The following is a 15,920-nucleotide window of genomic DNA, read 5'->3' as shown; positions in this document are numbered from 1 at the left end:
TACACGAATAGGACTTACGCGCGACGATCGTAGAAACCGGGTTTCTGCGTAGATCTTTGGTTGCTAAACCGACGTTTTTTCATAGAAACAAAGGTGATTTGTCTGGGTCCTTACCAATCGAATAGGCGGGCGAGACGCCCACCCCACAAGAGCTTTTTCTTGTAGGATCGATATCCTGCTTTTCAGGCGTTGGTAATAAATAGCACTTCAGTGCTAGCTTTTTGTCGCTAGAATTTGTTTGAGTTGGGAACAAGCTTTTTCGATGCTGTCTATACTACCCGGATTGACCAATCCATAATAGTCAAAGACGTAAACTCGATTGTTTTTTACGGCTTGGAGTTGATTCCAAAATGAGTCGGATTTAAACTTATCTAAAATTTGATCTCCCGTATCTACTAAAAGGATAACTTCTGGATTTGCTTGGAGAATCTTTTCTGAAGAAAGGGTGACGTATCCCCGCAGGGGGCTACTTCCTTGCAATTGAGAGGTGAGGTTTTTGAGCTTAAATTGCTCAAGTAAATCGCCTGCCCAACTGGTTTGATTGGGAGATAAAATCGGTTGGCGACTAACTAGGATTAGAGCAGAATAATCTCGCTTGGGAATGTCGGCTAAAAAGGTTTGGTAGCGCTTGAGTAAAGGTTCGGGAGCGGCATTGATCGATCGCGCTAAATTCACTGTCAATTCTTCCAATGCTTTCCAGCTTTTTACTTGCGTTAGTAGCGTCTTGATTCCTAACTGCTGCAACTTCTCCATTGTTTTATCGTGAAACCCCGCCGCCCCGACTACGAAATCTGGTTTCAGCGCCACAATTTTTTCTAAATTCGGGGGTGTTTGTTCGCCGCTGACGGTACTAATTCCCTTAAACCTAGGGTCATTAATGATGATTTTACTGCCCGAAACACCGACAATTTTTGTTTGTTCCAATTGATAAATAATATCGGCGGTTAAAGGAGTCAGCGCTACAACTTTTTGGGCAGATTCGCGATTGGTTGTTTCCGTTGCGGCGGGCGAAGAAATTGGGTTTGACAAATTTTGGCTTGTAACTGAGCAAGCAACAAATGTTAGACTTAGAAGGAAGATAACAGCTACTCGTAAAAACCGCCCGGAAATAAATTTCCGGACTAATAACAAAAGTCCACTAAAGTGGACTGAAATCAAGCTAACAGTCCTCTTTAGAGGACTTAAGCTTAAGCTGCGGGATTTTCCCTGGCGGGTGATGTAGCTTGTGCAGGCTTTTAAAAACATCCAATTTTTGGGCATATTAAATCAAAATCTAGGAGATAAAGGACAAATCTGCAATCCTACAGGCGTTTCTATAATTGTAACGTCTACGCCAAAAGTTTGAGCTAAATTATCGGCAGTTAAAACTTGCTTTGGAGTGCCGACGCAAGTAAGTTTTCCCTCATGTAGGAGGGCGATGCGATCGCTATACCTGGCTGCTAAATTAATTTCGTGCAATACTGTAATAATAGTCAAGTTTTGTTGATTGAGTTGTTTGAGCAATTCGAGCAATTGCAACTGGTAGCAAATATCTAAATAAGTCGTTGGTTCGTCTAACAGCAAAACTTGGGGATTTTGCGCCAAAGCTAGGGCTAAAAAAGCTCGTTGGCGTTCGCCTCCCGAAAGTTGTTCTACCAGGCGATCGCTAAACTTTTCTATCCCAGTTTGATGCATGGCAATTTCAACTTTTTGGGCATCTTCTCGACTCAATTCCCACTGCCACCAAGGTTGATGGGGCGAACGTCCTAAACTGACTAACTGCTTGACGGTTAATCCTTCGGGAATCGTTTGTTGTTGGGGCAAAATCGCTAATTTCCGCGCCACAATAGCGGCAGGTTGGGAGTGGATTGCTTTGCCATCGAGCAAAACAACTCCCTGCTGGGGTGCGAGAATGCGACTAATTAATTTTAGCAAAGTAGATTTACCGGAACCGTTAGCGCCGATCAAACTCAACCATTCACCCCTTTGGATGGATAGGGTGATGTTTTGCGCGATCGCTATGTCTCCGTAACCGCCAGTTAACTTTTCAATTTCTAGCAACATTATTCCTGGGGTTGTAATTGATTGACAAAAGTTTGATGTTCTGCTGTTTGCAATCCTGCCTGTAGAGAGGCTAAAATTTCTGCGCGATCGCGTCGTAGTAAAGCATTGACTGATAACCACAAACCTGGGAATACTTGAGAGCGAATAATCCCTGCATCATCTGGTAGAAGAGAAACGTATTGACCGTTTTGTAAAATAAACCAATCGAGTCGATTTTCATAAATTTGCCAGACGATATATTCTCTTACCCCATTGCGCTGGTAAGCATTAAATTTGTCATTGAGATCGTAGCTAGCACTGCTAGCGGCAACTTCTACAATTAATTCTGGCGCACCTACAATATAATCATCTTCGTTAACTGAAGAATTACCGCCTACCTCTGGTTCAATGCGTAACAAAGCATCGGGTTGAGGTTCGTTATCTTCATCCAGAAGAACGGTGGCGTTATCATACAACTCAACGCCAGGTGTAGCCATCCAATAAGCACCTAACCAAGCCATAACGGCACCATGAGGTCCACCATGTAGATTTGCACGAACTGCGGAAGCCACGTATACAACTCCTTCGATTAATTCAGCTTTTCTGATATCAGATGCAGCATTATAGCGGCGTTCAAATTCATCGCGAGTCAAGCGATCGCCACTTTCAAGAGGAGGGATATTAATAGTAAAATTGATAGCCATAATGTTTCAATCCCAAATCTAAAATTTTGCTGACCGACGATACAACAACCAAACAAATAAGGGAGAACCTAGCAGAGCGGTAATCGTTCCTACTGGTAATTCTACCGCACCTAACCGGGCAAGTAAATCCGACAGCGTTAGTACCAAAGCACCGCCAATTGCACTCAAAGGTAATACCCAACGGTAATCATTTCCTACTAATAAACGCACGCCGTGGGGGACAACTAATCCTACAAAACCAATCAATCCGCCGATACTGACAGCACTGGCGGCGAGTAAGGTAGCGACGGCACCAATTAATAAGCGCGATCGCATCAAAGATACCCCCAATCCCACTGCCAAATCATCCCCCAAAGCTAGTAAATTGACGCTACGAGCTAAAAAGCATCCCAATAGCAAAGATACGCTAATATAAGGCGCAGCAATTTGGATATCTGACCAACCTCTGCCGTTTAAACTGCCAATTAACCAGTTGAGTGCGGCTTGGATGCGACTATCTTCTGCTAATAATATCAACGTTGTTTGTACCGCCCCAAATAAAGAACTAACCGCCACCCCACCTAAAATTAAGCGTTCTACAGATATTCCCGTTGCCGTTTTTCCTAAAAAATAAACGATCGCCGATGTTAGAATTGCGCCCACCCAGGAAAAAAGGGGAACCCAAGCTTGAAATACTCCTAACGTGAAGAGAGCGATCGCAACTAAACCTGCCCCCGCCGATATTCCCAATATAAACGGATCTGCCAAACTATTTCGCAGCAATCCTTGCAACAGGGCACCCGACATTCCCAATGCTGCCCCTACAGTTAATGCTGCTACAATTCGAGGTAAACGCAGTTCCCAAATAATAGTTTGATTGATTGAATCTCCCTGATGCAGAAATGCTTGCCATATTTGTGCCGCACTCATCGGTACAGCACCTAAAGAAAGCGAAAGAATAATGGTTACGAGCAACGCTATTATCAGGATTAAACCTGCCTGTAACACTCGATAATTTAGGGCGGTTGCTTGCTTTTGTCCTGGCATTTTTTCATCAAAATAACTCATATGATGTCCGGTTGTATCGGTAGCGTCAGGCGGGGCGGGTTTAACGAAATATTTGTTGGTTCCACAGATTGATTCGTAAAACCCGCCCCTACAGTATCAAAAACTATACAAAACCTTTGCCACCGGACATCATATCATAAATATTCATTCTGGTTGACACAGCCAGTCTTATATCCCTACAAACTGCTAGATCTGCCTTTGCGAGTGTTGTATTTACGGGGTGAGCATTTACCCAATTAGCAATTAGCAATTAGCAATTAGCAATTACCAATTACCAATTACCAATTACCAATCAAGCAGGATGCACGTGGAACATTCCCTCGCAACCTTTTTGCGCCACCCAATCTTGATGGGGATGGAACATATACATACCTGGGTCACTGTAGGAAAATTCAAGAATGTGTCGCTCTGCCGTTCCCATCGTAATTACATCCGTTGCTTCTGTAGGCTGAAGCGTACTACCCGTTCGATAAACCTGGAATAAATTGGCATGAACGTGAAAAGTAACGGGTGATTCGTATTCAATCATATTCAAAAGGTAAAGCCGAACCAGTTGATTTTGTTTAACGGGTATCGGATGTTTCATGTAATATTGTGGAAACCCATTGAAGACGACGAATTCATTTTTTCCATCCCCATTCGTGTCGTAACCTGACATCGTGATGGCGATTTCATCTGCCTGGGGGCGCCCTCCTGGCGGATCGATAATAAACATGCCATAAAGTCCCTGACCGATATGATAAGCGATATCTCCTACGTGGCAGTGATATAGATGAACGCCAAAAGGTTTAGCATCAAATTCATAAACTGTGGTTTTTCCATAACTAATGGGTTCCATACCATCCATTTGTGCTTTATGAATCCCATGAAAATGGATCGAATGGTCTTCACCTTGATGCTGATTTGTATAAATTACCCTGATGCGATCGCCTTGATTGGCGCGCAAAGTTGGGCCGGGAACTCTCCCGTTGTAACTCCAAGTAGTGAACGAGGCCCCATCAAGTAAAATTTCTGTGGGTTTAGACGTTATTTTAAATTCTCGAATCTGGCGCCCATTCTCTTGTTTTAGCGTGCCATACTCAAATTCTCGCAGCGATGACGAGGGGTTCCAAACCAGTTTTGGAGGTGGCAAAATTTTCGCCTTTACCCTACGCCAAATCGGGTCACCAAGAGTGATGCCAGCAACTGCGATTCCGCCTCCCAATCCTAGTTGGATCAATCGGCGTCTTTTAATTAGTAATGAAGAAAGCTTATGCATGAAATTTATTGCTAATGCAGCAAAAGATGGATGGTTTTCAAGAATGATTGTGTGGTAGGGGCGGGCTTAATATCATGTCCGGTTGCATCGGTAGCGGCAGCCGGGGCGGGTTTAACGACATATCTCGTGGTTCCAAACAATGGCTGGTAAAACCCGCCCCTACCATACACAACCTTTATTACCGGACATGATATAACGAGATATTTCATTGCCTCAAATATAACCAGGTTAAACTCGCCCATACAATGTTTATTGCTGTTAATAGCTAATCGCTAATGGCATCGAACAATTAACAATTAGCGATGAGCAATTAGCAGCTAATTTGGAGTCAAAAAGTTTTGGACAACGTACTTACCCAAATTCCTGCCAGCGGTCAACCCATCTTTATTATCAGACATCCAATGAGCGCCGCCGTAAATGCGACTCATCCCCGCTTCTTCTGCTGCTTGAGTAAAGTTGTTGAAAGAGCGAGGAGGTAAATTTACAGAAGGGTCAGCGATCGCAGTAAAACTAACTCGATCGCCAAAGTATGCCGTTAAAACTGCATCGGCTGCACCCCCAAACGTACTGTGTCCCGATACATAGGCAGGAGAAGAAGGAGTACTTAATAAAGGCGTCCAGTTTGCATCGGCGGTTGTTTGGGGATTATTGTCTTTATCGGCTTGCTGAATTGCCGTAATCGGTCGCCAACGATTAAACGTGTATTTTTGATCGCCATCAATAATACTGGCATCGGCGAGGGCGATATTTAGCAAGGCAAATAAACGGGCATTTTGCTGTAAAGTCTGCCCCCGTTTTATCGCAACATCAGCAGCAATTTGGTTCCAATGTCCGGGGGGTGTTAGGGTTCCGGAACCATTTAACCAGAATTTAGCGATCGCACTCTGATCTGCCGTCCGCGTCGTGCTATCTTTCGCGCCAATTTCTTTGGTTTGATTAAATTCTGCCGTATATTCAGCACTCGTTAAATTCGGCATCTTCGCAATGCGGAATTGATCTCCCTTCGTCATCGCAAAGGGTTTAACATTCTTCCAATGCGGCATCGAAGCTGACTTAAATTCCGGCGGTACGGGTTGCCAATGACCGGGTTGATTTACCGGCGTATAAGCAACTTCGGCATTGCTACCATCATTTTGTCGCCATGCAAATATTTGGTCGGCAACAGTTTCCCCTAATTTGATGCCGTCTGTTTTAGATTTTCCTTCAGCTATTTTTGCTAAAGATTCGCTTTTGGCAGCATCTAACCCAGCTGCTTGTTGCGGGTATAAATTAACTAACATTCGATGTGCAGCGGCAATAGCTGCTGCTTCTTCTGATGCACCAGCAGGCGCTTGCACTTGTACGCGATAGGGTTTGTGGGTTGGTGCTATCCCATTCACCGCATCATACACCGCCCCATGCACCATCGCCAGGTTATGCGCTGCCATCGGCGGCGATGTCTTGTCTGTGCGGATTGTTGACAGAGCGATCGCATTCCATTCCATCACCGCATCTTTTGCTTGTTGCGCCGGTGCTACAGCTTGCGCGTTTGCCCCAGGTTGCACCGCTGACAGCAACTCGACTTTTTGCGATTTACATGCAATAAAACTTAAACTTGCGATCGTACCTATTGCGATCGCTTTGACAGAAATGCCAACTACTGAGCCTTCGGAGTTAGGTTTCATGATGAACCCCGCATAGAGTTGTTGAAAATATTAAGCAATAACTTCATTTAGCGAGTGTAAATCTCAAAACCGAAGCAGCCTGATTTCTTCAACAACTCTTAATTTCTCAATTAAGTTGATGGCAAGATTTGGTGCAAGCCTTGCAATAAACGGTTTTAGGTTCAAAGTCAGGACAAGCGATCGCTTCCTCTGAACAAGCCGTCATCGGACGCACCGTACACTTGAGGCGATAATCGTTAGTAAAATACTCGCAATCATCACAAGGAATTTCATGGAGACGCTTAACATAAGACATACCTTTTTGCAGCGATATCAGAAAATTCCAAACAAATAAAACCGTGATAGTCCAAGCACAGACAACGTAAATTACAGCTATCATTTCCAGATCCTGAGTTAATTTTATTTTTAGAGAACGCGCAGGCGGTCTTTGTTTGTTTAGCCGCACCCACCAAGGGTGCGGGATAAATAGGGTAATGGAAACGGATTTGGTATTACCGGCATACGGGCGGATTTTAGATCATTTCCGGTTGCATCAGAATTACGATGGCGTAGTTAGGGCAATTACCAATTACCAATTATCAATTACCAATTTATGCTGACTTTAAACGGGCGCGGTAAGCGTGCCACAGATGTCCCCCAAGCGCCAACAAACCCAAGAAAAATTGACTAACTGCCAAATTATCCCGATCAAAACCGTAAAATTCTGTCGGATAAACAGTCGTGTTATATCCCACGAAGATGGCAGAAACAAAAGCCATAAAAGCCAAACCTCCCAAACTGTAAGAAAGCAGCGCATCTCCATTAATAATCAGCGCTTTCTTAACCCAAGGAAAAGGTTGACTCACAATGTGCCACGCCCCGCCAGCAATTAGCAAAGCTCCAATCCAAATGTGACCGCCGATAACATCCTCTAAATTATTCACACTCGCCATTCCCAGGGGAGTCCAACCCCCATTTGCAATGCCAAATAGGTAGCCAAAAATCGTCACGGGATTGAGAGTGGGATTCGTAATTAAGCGGACATTGGCAACAGCGGGGTCGTAAATTCCGCCAAAAACCATTGCTTTGAGGACGAATAAAAATGCAGCAATTCCCAAAACAATCAAATGATGACCCAAGATCAAACTTAGCTGTTTTGGGTTAGTCCATTCGTAGTGAAACTTAGTAACTCGTCCCACCCCATTTTTTAAGATCGCAGGGCCGCGAAAAACATGATAAAGCCCGCCAGCACCTAAAACAGCAGATGCGGCTAAATGCAAGATTCCAATCGCAAAATAGGGATAGGTATCTACAACTTGACCGCCTGCACCCACACCCCAACCTAAAGACGCCAAGTGAGGTAGCAGAGTTAGTCCTTGATCGTACATCGGTTTGTCAGGCACGAAGCGAGCCACTTCTGATATCGCAGTAGCGCCAGCCCAAAACATAATTAAACCCGCGTGAGCAATATGAGCGCCCAATAATTGACCCGACAAATCAATCAAGCGGGCATTCCCAATCAACCATGTCAAATTTGTATTGTCGGCTAGCGTTCTTCGAGTAGAAATTTCCACAGTTCGGTTCTTTCCTTTTGAGTCATGAAGTCAAAAAATTTTGTTTTGGTGTAGGGGCACGGCATCAATCAGCTTTGCCGCTAACTGGAAGGTTTTTTACTGCCGTGCCCCTACAAAGGCATCAATCAGCTTTGCCGCTAACTGGAAGGTTTTTTACTGCCGTGCCCCTACAACTGCATCGCCACCGATGAAAAACTGTTTTACAAATCGCTGCCGACGGTATTCAAGGCATTTTCAACGCGCTTAAAGTCAAAGCCAATCGCGCGTAAAGCGTGCCAGAGATGACCTTGCAGGAAGAAGAAAGCTAAGAAGAAATGGGTATTTGCCAACCAACAACGAGCCGTATGATCACCATTCGGTAACTGTACGGTGTCGGCAAAATAAGGAGTTACGCCCAGCTTCACTTCTAAAGCTGGCCCGTAAAATTCTACAGGATAAGCTAACGTGTTGACTGCACAAAAATAAGCGGCAACAAATCCTGCCAAAGCAATACCGCCTAAAGAATAGGAAAGAATTGCTTCCCCAGAGAAGATTAAGAGCTTTTTCGCCCAAGGTAAAGGCTCTTTGACGATGTGCCAAATACCGCCTGCAATCAGAATTGCGCCTACGTAAATGTGACCGCCAACTAAATCTTCTAAGCTGTTAACGCTGGCAAAATGGGTCTGATAGCCATAGATTACTAATGGGTCAAGCGTGGGATTTGTTACTAAGCGCACATCCCCAATTGTCGAGTCATAGAGTCCGCCAAAATACATCGCTTTAGCAGCCAGTAACAGCGCACCTGCTCCTAAGAAAAGTAGGTGATGTCCCAAGATTATTCCCAACTGTTTGTAATCATTCCATTCAAAGTGGAATTTCTTGGCCTGCCCCTTTGCGTCTTTCAAGTTTTCCGGCGCTTTAAAGGTATGGAAAAGAGCGCCAGCACCCAAAACAGCGGATGAGATTAGGTGCAAAACTCCCACAACAAAAAAGGGATAAGTATCCAATACTTGACCGTTTTTTCCCACACCAAATCCCAATGTTGCCAAGTGGGGCAGTAAAATTAGCCCCTGTTCTCCCATCGGTAAATCGGGTGAATACCGAGAGATTTCAAACAGCGTAAATGCGCCTGCCCAAAGCGTAATCAGCGCTGCCTGCCCTACGTGTGCTGAGATGAATAAGCCGGATAAATTCGCAAAGCGGGCGTTTCCAGCCCACCAGGCATATTTAACTTCTGTCTTGTCGTAAGTTTGCATTGAGTCCGTCTCCTTGCGATTTTCTTGGCTGTTTTTCCTGCCTTGCGTTCGCGCAGCGTGCCGGAGGCATATCGCTCGCTCAGTCCCTTAACAGCCTTCTTGCTAAATATTCTCATCAATTTAATCTAGTTGCGTAAGATTGTCAATAAGTTTTTGCGGTTTGATCGCCATCTGACTAGAGCTATTTATCATCGTTTCTTGATTTTTGCTGCATATCTGTCGAGCGAACGCTTGTCAACTAGCCGCAACAATTATTAATTTTAGGTTTAATAAATGCAATTAATTATCAACTAATCCCGCCTAGTAGGAACGGGTGCGATCGCGATCGAGAACCAGTAACTCTTGTGGGGTGGGCATTCTGCCCGCCTTTGAGGTCTAATGCACATTGCACGCTTTGTCTTTTAATACTACAATATAATACATAAGCTGGCGGGAAAGCGATATTGTTTCCCAAGGCTGGAGCGATCGCTTCTTTGATACAATAAGAATCATTATCACTTTTTGTTATATGGTCAGTTCCCCACCCAAACCCCAATCGAGTCACAACCCCAACCAAAGCGATGAGGAAAAACTGCTGCGAATTCGCCACACTTGCGCCCACATACTCGCAATGGCAGTGCAAAAGCTATTTCCAGAAACCAAAGTGACAATTGGGCCAGTGGTGGACAATGGCTTTTATTACGACTTTGACCGCAAAGAATCATTTACCATGGAAGATTTGGGTAAAATCGAAACCGAAATGCGGCGAATTATTCAAGCCAATTTGCCGATAATTCGAGAAGAAGTAGAGCGAGAACAAATCAAAGCCGAAATAGAACAGTTAGGAGAACCTTACAAACTAGAGATACTAGACAGCATTCCAGAAGGCGAGATAATTACTCGTTATTTTATGGGAAATCCGGATAGCGGCAGGTGGAAAAAAGCAGAAAAACCCGAACCTTCATTAATTGAAACTGCCACAATTGAACCAGATGAATTTTGGTGGGATTTGTGCGCGGGGCCGCATTTAAACTTCACCGGCGAAATCAATCCCGATGCCTTTGCCTTAGAAAGCGTCGCGGGTGCATATTGGCGCGGCGATGAAACCAAAGCGCAACTACAACGCATCTACGGCACCGCGTGGGAAACCCCAGAACAACTGCAAGTTTACCTGCAACAAAAAGAAGAAGCCAAACGCCGCGACCATCGTAAATTAGGGCAAGAACTCAAACTGTTTAGCATTCAAGAAGATGCTGGTGGCGGTTTAGTTTTCTGGCATCCTCGCGGCGCAAAAATCCGCTATTTAATCGAAGATTACTGGCGGAAAGCGCACTTAGAAGCAGGTTACGAACTACTGTACACGCCCCACATCGCCAATCTGGAATTATGGAAAACATCGGGTCACTGCGATTTTTATCGCGAAAATATGTTTGACTCGATGAATATCGAAGAACAGGCTTATCAACTCAAGCCGATGAACTGTCCTTTTCACGTCCTCACCTACAAAAATGACCTGCATTCTTACCGAGAATTACCCTTGCGGTGGGCAGAATTAGGCACGGTTTATCGTTACGAACGTTCTGGAGTTTTGCACGGATTAATGCGCGTGCGGGGATTCACCCAAGATGACGCGCACATCTTCTGCTTACCCGAACAAATCGCCGATGAAATTCTGGGAGTGCTGGATTTGACCGAAAAATTCTTAACCGATTTTGGGTTTAAGAATTATCAGGTGAATCTTTCCACTCGTCCGGCTAAATCTGTCGGTACGGATGCCGGATGGGAATTGGCAACCCAGGCTTTAATTCAAGCCTTGAATAGAAAAGGTTGGCCTTATGTAATCGATGATGGTGGCGGTGCATTTTACGGCCCCAAAATCGATCTGAAAATTCAAGATGCCATCGGGCGCTTGTGGCAGTGTTCGACAATCCAGGTAGATTTTAACCTACCAGAAAGATTCAAAATCGAATATGTTGCTGCCGACGGCAGTCGCCAACAACCGATTATGATTCACCGGGCAATTTTTGGATCTTTGGAGCGGTTTTTTGGCATTTTGATTGAAAACTACGCGGGGGATTTTCCCCTGTGGTTAGCACCCGTGCAGATACGCCTTTTACCCGTCAGCGATGGTCAAAGGGAGTATGCCGAATCTGTGGCTGCTACACTTAAAAAAGCGGGGTATCGCGTTGAAATTGATACGAGTGGAGAACGTTTATCGAGGCAAATTCGCAACGCAGAATTAGAGAAGATTCCTGTAAGTGCAATTGTCGGTAAGCGGGAAGTAGAAAATCAAAGCTTGAGCGTGCGAACCAGAAAAGCGGGAGAGTTGGGAACGCTGACACTTTCTGAGCTAGAACAAAGTTTACAGGAGGCCATTCAGCAGAAAACGTTAATGTGACGTTATTTCCAGAACAAGGGGGTAGGGGGCATTTTGCATCGAAAAAACTGAACCGACGCCTAATTTCTACCCCTTGTTTTAGAGCAGCTTAAATCATATCATAATAATTATCAACTAATACGTATAACAGGCTTTAATAGTTTCTTAATTTACATATTTTGTCAAGTCAACTAATATAAGTTACAGATAAAACGGTGTAGGGAAAGTCCGGTCTAAGTCCGGCGCTGTGCCGCAACTGTCAGCGGAAAGACATGATACGAATCATTAATTTCCGTGAGCCAGAATGCCTACCCGCTTTTTTAACCCCTTACTTCCTGCGTCGCACGGGAAAGGAGCTAGATTTGAGACCTACTCACTCAATAGCCCAACAAACCTGGTTTCTGTGTATGTGTGTTGCTCGATAACCACACAACTACTAACAGGATATCCTCGTATACCAAAGAGGTAACAGGATAGATTTAACCAGGCTATTTTTCTAAGCTACGCACCAGTTAAACCCATGCATATTGGGCATGAAAAAGCTGGAAATAGCAAGGGGGCGGAATATTTTTGTTCCTTCATCATGATGTAAACCGTTCATTTTTGCCAAGAACAAGGAATTTCACCAATGAATTTATCACCGAATAAAAGCCAGATTGCTACAACATTATTCAAAAGCTTGTTGGCAGCTTCTGCAATTTTGCCGATGTGGGTTCAACCTGTATTAGCTCATGTTCTCTGGTTTGACTATAAAGGTGGAGAATACAACCTTCTATTTGGTCATCCAGAGTTAAACGAACTAGAGCCACTGTTACCAACCAAGCTCAAAACCGTGACAGCTTACGACCCAAATAAACAGTTAGTTCCTTACTCGCTCAAACAGAAACCCGATGGTATGTCACTCGTTTCCAATGGAAATGTTGCTGCAATTACTGGCTTTTATGACAATGGTTTTTGGGTCAAGAAGTCGGAGAATGACTATGAAAATGTTTCGGAAAGCGAAGCCGTACAATACAACACCAATTATGAAGTGGGTCATTACGTGAAGTACGCTAAGGCGCTTTATAACTGGTCTGAAGCACTTAGTAAACCCTTTGAACTGCCACTGGAGATTATGGCGCTGAAAAATCCTTTTGAGGTCAAAATGGGAGAATTTTTACCCATTCAGGTTTTGTATCAGGGAAATTTGACCAAAAATGCGACAGTGGAATATTTGGGAGAAACGCTAACGATTAATGAGGATGGAATTGCTTTTGTGCCGATCGGTCAAGATGGATTGCAGACGATTGAAGCCAGTTATTCGCTTTTGTTAGACAACGATGCGGCAGCGGATAAAGTTTCTTATGCCGCCACATTAAGCGCACAAAATAAATCGGTTCCAGAACCCTCTGCTTTGTTAGGGATCGGTGCGTTAGCTTTAATGGCGATCGCCAACCGAGGTTCCATCCACAAGAAGGCATCTTGAAGGTCTTCTTAAGCTGATAAAAATTTGAAAATTGCTAATGGCTAATTTTATGATAAAAATCTGATAATATTAGCCATTAGCATTATATTTTTTCAGGCGATCGCCTAATTTTCATCTGACGATGGGTAGCCATGCCAGTGTAACCATTTGACCAACGGTTGACAAAAGTAGTCCTGCATAACGCCGGACAGGCGTCGTCCTGGTCATTCAGTCATCGGCAGGCGGGACTTGTCCTACAAGTTTTATCAAGGCATCTATAATGTATAATAATGATAATCGTTATCAAAATGACGTAAAAATAAGGTAAAATTAACCAGGAATCGATAATGCCCAACATCCAATCGGGGTCTGAAACCGAGTTATTGTTCAGGGTAGATCCAACAAAATATCACAACGGCTAGCCATGAATGATACCAAATTTACCCTTGTACCTAAGCGAGCGACAAAACTCAAGCAGTGGTCATCTGGTTGGAAAGCGGTTGAGAGGGGTAGTTTATGGGTAGTTTTGCTGACTGCGATCGCAACAGCCAGCAGTTTGATTTATCCCCATCCGCCCCTGGTCAGTTTTGCCACAATTGCAGGGGTAACCCTGACCCCGACAAAAGCAGTCAAAACAGTAGCGATCGCTTGGTTAGTTAATCAGATTTTCGGGTATACCTTTCGCAATTATCCTCAGACAACCGAATCTTTTACTTGGGGGTTGATCCTGGGATTGGGAGCAACAATAGTAACAATCCTTGCAACAAGTAGACCCCATTTTAGTCAAGCTCTAATCTGGGGTCATTTCCTCTGGATTGGGGTGGCTTTAGTTGGGGGATTTATCATATTTGAGGGATTAATTTGGCTCGTTGGGTTGTTGATGGGAGGCGAACATAGTTTCACCTTAGCGATACTAGGTCTGCGGTGGATCAAAGAAGTAATTTGGACAATTACTTTGGCTTTAGGACATGGGTTTTTAGTGGCGCGATCGCCGGGGCTGAAAGTCTAGAGAAATCAAGGAATGTAGTTTATGAATCAATCTGCGATCGCTTTAATATCAGGCCCACCCGGATCAGGAAAAACTACCTGGATTCGCCAACATTTAGACGATACATCTAACCCCATCGTCTACTTGAGTCCCGGTAATAGCAACGTCCCCATCGACCAGACCATTATTGCCGCCGAATTCCCCCACTGTAAAACATTAACCGACGGGCAAGAATTGGAATTGCTCAAATTATTAGCAATGGGATATTCTGCCTATATTGAGATTGGATTTCACCTAGAATTATCAGAAATTGATAAAATAATCGGAAATCTGCCCCATCAGCGCATTGCCCTAATACCGCCAGAATTAAAACAATCCCCATGGCACGAATGGGCAAATAAAATTATCCCTAGCGCACCGTTACAACAGCTACCAGAAAATATCGAACTCTGGCGCGTACCGATGACCGGACAAATGCTAGATACCGATAGCCTCAACGCTTTTTGGTACGAACTGACTCAAAAAGCTTACGGCACAATATATCGCGCTAAAGCCATCTTTGACTTAGCCGATGGACGTGCAGTTTACGGTGAATTTATTCCCAATATTGAAGGAGATTCTTTTATTGAATTAAACCTACCCCGTTGGTTAGAAGGACGCCCCGCACGTTTCAGCGGATTAGAAGTTTTTGGTCAAAACTTAGACCAACCAGCTTTAGCACAAACAATTAAAGATAGTTGTCTGACAGACACCGAACTTCGATCTTACCAACAACGCCTAAAACAAGCAGAACAATTTGAGGATATCCAAGCATGAAAATAGCAGTTATGTCATGCATTCACGGCAACTATGAAGCTTTAGATGCTGTTTTAATCGACATCGACGATCGCAATGTCGATAAAATATACTGCCTGGGAGATTTAGTCGGATACGGCCCTTTTCCCCACGCAGTAATCGAGCAAATTCGTTCCCTCGATATTCCCACTTGCCAGGGATGCTGGGATGAAGATATTGTGGAAGGATTGAACGCCTGCGAATGCAGTTATCCTTCATTGTTAGCCGAACGTCGCAGTAGATTTGCTCACGAATGGACGCAGAAAAACATTTATCCCGAAGACCGAGAATTTTTAGAATTATTGCCTCATACATTGCGGGAAGATAACCTTTGTTTCCTGCATGGCAGTCCCCACAGCAATCACGAATATTTACTCCCCGAACTAGATGGATTTTTAGCATTAGAACGGGTACTTTCTAGCGGCGCAGATGTACTATTTTGCGGTCACACTCACTTGCCTTACGTCCGCACTTTAGATGCTGGTCAGTTACAAATTAAAGTTAAAAATGGCAAGCAACAGGAACGATTAAGTTTTACAGCACCTTTGAAGCGAATTGTCAACGTTGGTTCGGTGGGAGAACCCCGTCACGGAAGACCAAATGCCACCTACGTTATTTACGATACGGATACGCAACAAGTGACGCTACGAGAAGTGGAATACGACTATCAAAAAACTTGCGCGGCGATAATAGAAAAAGGATTGCCTGCTATTTTTGCATGGCGTTTAGCGCGGGGATTAGAATATGCAGAAAGAGCAGACGATCCCACCCATGTTTGCGTGCGCTGATACAGATCTGTAGGTTGGGTTGAGGTA

General features: G+C 44.2%; 14 protein-coding genes and 1 riboswitch. Of the genes, 5 read left to right on the top strand and 9 right to left on the bottom strand.

Features of this window, described 5'->3' with window-relative positions:
* Positions 1 to 213 precede the first annotated feature (213 nt).
* The 9 genes from ACE1CM_RS20685 to ACE1CM_RS20645 all read right to left on the bottom strand — a co-directional run bounded on the left by ACE1CM_RS20685 (position 214) and on the right by ACE1CM_RS20645 (position 9,483).
* Entirely contained in the window at positions 214 to 1,029 is an 816-nt protein-coding gene (locus ACE1CM_RS20685; protein ID WP_374879914.1) for an ABC transporter substrate-binding protein, read from the bottom strand.
* 237 nt (positions 1,030 to 1,266) lie between these two features.
* Positions 1,267 to 2,043 (bottom strand): ABC transporter ATP-binding protein, encoded by a 777-nt coding sequence (locus tag ACE1CM_RS20680; RefSeq protein WP_374879912.1) that lies wholly within the window; start codon positions 2,041 to 2,043, stop codon positions 1,267 to 1,269.
* Positions 2,043 to 2,726 carry a Uma2 family endonuclease gene (locus ACE1CM_RS20675; RefSeq protein WP_374879910.1) on the bottom strand — a complete coding sequence of 228 codons (684 nt, stop codon included), beginning with the start codon at positions 2,724 to 2,726 and terminating at the stop codon, positions 2,043 to 2,045. The genes ACE1CM_RS20680 and ACE1CM_RS20675 overlap by 1 nt, the downstream gene beginning before the upstream one ends.
* 18 nt (positions 2,727 to 2,744) lie before the next feature.
* Positions 2,745 to 3,773: a FecCD family ABC transporter permease gene (locus tag ACE1CM_RS20670; RefSeq protein ID WP_374879908.1), complete on the bottom strand. Its 1,029-nt coding sequence runs from the start codon at positions 3,771 to 3,773 to the stop codon at positions 2,745 to 2,747.
* 292 nt (positions 3,774 to 4,065) lie between these two features.
* Positions 4,066 to 5,031, bottom strand: a complete 966-nt coding sequence (locus ACE1CM_RS20665; RefSeq protein WP_374879906.1) for a multicopper oxidase domain-containing protein — start codon at positions 5,029 to 5,031, stop codon at positions 4,066 to 4,068.
* A 317-nt stretch (positions 5,032 to 5,348) separates the two neighbouring features.
* The gene (locus ACE1CM_RS20660; protein WP_374879904.1) at positions 5,349 to 6,695 is read right to left on the bottom strand and encodes a vanadium-dependent haloperoxidase; all 1,347 of its coding nucleotides are present in this window, start codon (positions 6,693 to 6,695) and stop codon (positions 5,349 to 5,351) included.
* A 106-nt stretch (positions 6,696 to 6,801) separates the two neighbouring features.
* On the bottom strand, positions 6,802 to 7,074 hold the full coding sequence (locus tag ACE1CM_RS20655) for a hypothetical protein (protein ID WP_374879902.1): 273 nt from the start codon (positions 7,072 to 7,074) through the stop codon (positions 6,802 to 6,804).
* 211 nt (positions 7,075 to 7,285) lie between these two features.
* Positions 7,286 to 8,248, bottom strand: a complete 963-nt coding sequence (locus tag ACE1CM_RS20650) for a chlorophyll a/b binding light-harvesting protein (RefSeq protein ID WP_374879900.1) — start codon at positions 8,246 to 8,248, stop codon at positions 7,286 to 7,288.
* A 200-nt stretch (positions 8,249 to 8,448) separates the two neighbouring features.
* On the bottom strand, positions 8,449 to 9,483 hold the full coding sequence (locus ACE1CM_RS20645) for a chlorophyll a/b binding light-harvesting protein (RefSeq protein ID WP_374879898.1): 1,035 nt from the start codon (positions 9,481 to 9,483) through the stop codon (positions 8,449 to 8,451).
* A gap of 508 nt (positions 9,484 to 9,991) precedes the next feature.
* Here ACE1CM_RS20645 and thrS point away from each other — a divergent pair.
* The 5 genes from thrS to ACE1CM_RS20620 all read left to right on the top strand — a co-directional run bounded on the left by thrS (position 9,992) and on the right by ACE1CM_RS20620 (position 15,893).
* A complete protein-coding gene (gene thrS / locus ACE1CM_RS20640) occupies positions 9,992 to 11,860 on the top strand; it encodes a threonine--tRNA ligase (RefSeq protein WP_374879896.1) in 1,869 nt (622 codons plus the stop codon).
* A gap of 160 nt (positions 11,861 to 12,020) precedes the next feature.
* Positions 12,021 to 12,170, top strand: a riboswitch (cobalamin riboswitch).
* Between the two features lie 297 nt (positions 12,171 to 12,467).
* Positions 12,468 to 13,304, top strand: coding sequence for a DUF4198 domain-containing protein (locus ACE1CM_RS20635; RefSeq protein WP_374879894.1), 837 nt, complete (start codon positions 12,468 to 12,470; stop codon positions 13,302 to 13,304).
* Positions 13,305 to 13,707: 403 nt separating this feature from the next.
* Positions 13,708 to 14,292 carry a hypothetical protein gene (locus tag ACE1CM_RS20630; RefSeq protein WP_374879892.1) on the top strand — a complete coding sequence of 195 codons (585 nt, stop codon included), beginning with the start codon at positions 13,708 to 13,710 and terminating at the stop codon, positions 14,290 to 14,292.
* 21 nt (positions 14,293 to 14,313) lie between these two features.
* On the top strand, positions 14,314 to 15,087 hold the full coding sequence (locus ACE1CM_RS20625) for a GTP-binding protein (RefSeq protein ID WP_374879890.1): 774 nt from the start codon (positions 14,314 to 14,316) through the stop codon (positions 15,085 to 15,087).
* Entirely contained in the window at positions 15,084 to 15,893 is an 810-nt protein-coding gene (locus ACE1CM_RS20620) for a metallophosphoesterase family protein (RefSeq protein ID WP_374879888.1), read from the top strand. Before ACE1CM_RS20625 ends, ACE1CM_RS20620 begins: the two co-directional genes overlap by 4 nt.
* Positions 15,894 to 15,920 lie beyond the last annotated feature (27 nt).

This window comes from Microseira sp. BLCC-F43, assembly GCF_041929235.1.
In the GTDB taxonomy this organism is placed as follows: domain Bacteria; phylum Cyanobacteriota; class Cyanobacteriia; order Cyanobacteriales; family Aerosakkonemataceae; genus Microseira.
This window is presented reverse-complemented; position numbering and strand designations above follow the sequence as displayed.

What these genes read in the sequence shown, in the direction of transcription:
- ACE1CM_RS20620 (WP_374879888.1), top strand. Translation starts at nt 15,084, where the DNA reads ATGAAAATAGCAGTTATGTCATGCATTCACGGCAACTATGAAGCTTTA.
- ACE1CM_RS20635 (WP_374879894.1), top strand. Translation starts at nt 12,468, where the DNA reads ATGAATTTATCACCGAATAAAAGCCAGATTGCTACAACATTATTCAAA.
- ACE1CM_RS20630 (WP_374879892.1), top strand. Translation starts at nt 13,708, where the DNA reads ATGAATGATACCAAATTTACCCTTGTACCTAAGCGAGCGACAAAACTC.
- ACE1CM_RS20645 (WP_374879898.1), bottom strand. Translation starts at nt 9,483, where the DNA reads ATGCAAACTTACGACAAGACAGAAGTTAAATATGCCTGGTGGGCTGGA.
- thrS (WP_374879896.1), top strand. Translation starts at nt 9,992, where the DNA reads ATGGTCAGTTCCCCACCCAAACCCCAATCGAGTCACAACCCCAACCAA.
- ACE1CM_RS20680 (WP_374879912.1), bottom strand. Translation starts at nt 2,043, where the DNA reads ATGTTGCTAGAAATTGAAAAGTTAACTGGCGGTTACGGAGACATAGCG.
- ACE1CM_RS20655 (WP_374879902.1), bottom strand. Translation starts at nt 7,074, where the DNA reads ATGATAGCTGTAATTTACGTTGTCTGTGCTTGGACTATCACGGTTTTA.
- ACE1CM_RS20660 (WP_374879904.1), bottom strand. Translation starts at nt 6,695, where the DNA reads ATGAAACCTAACTCCGAAGGCTCAGTAGTTGGCATTTCTGTCAAAGCG.
- ACE1CM_RS20625 (WP_374879890.1), top strand. Translation starts at nt 14,314, where the DNA reads ATGAATCAATCTGCGATCGCTTTAATATCAGGCCCACCCGGATCAGGA.
- ACE1CM_RS20670 (WP_374879908.1), bottom strand. Translation starts at nt 3,773, where the DNA reads ATGAGTTATTTTGATGAAAAAATGCCAGGACAAAAGCAAGCAACCGCC.
- ACE1CM_RS20665 (WP_374879906.1), bottom strand. Translation starts at nt 5,031, where the DNA reads ATGCATAAGCTTTCTTCATTACTAATTAAAAGACGCCGATTGATCCAA.
- ACE1CM_RS20675 (WP_374879910.1), bottom strand. Translation starts at nt 2,726, where the DNA reads ATGGCTATCAATTTTACTATTAATATCCCTCCTCTTGAAAGTGGCGAT.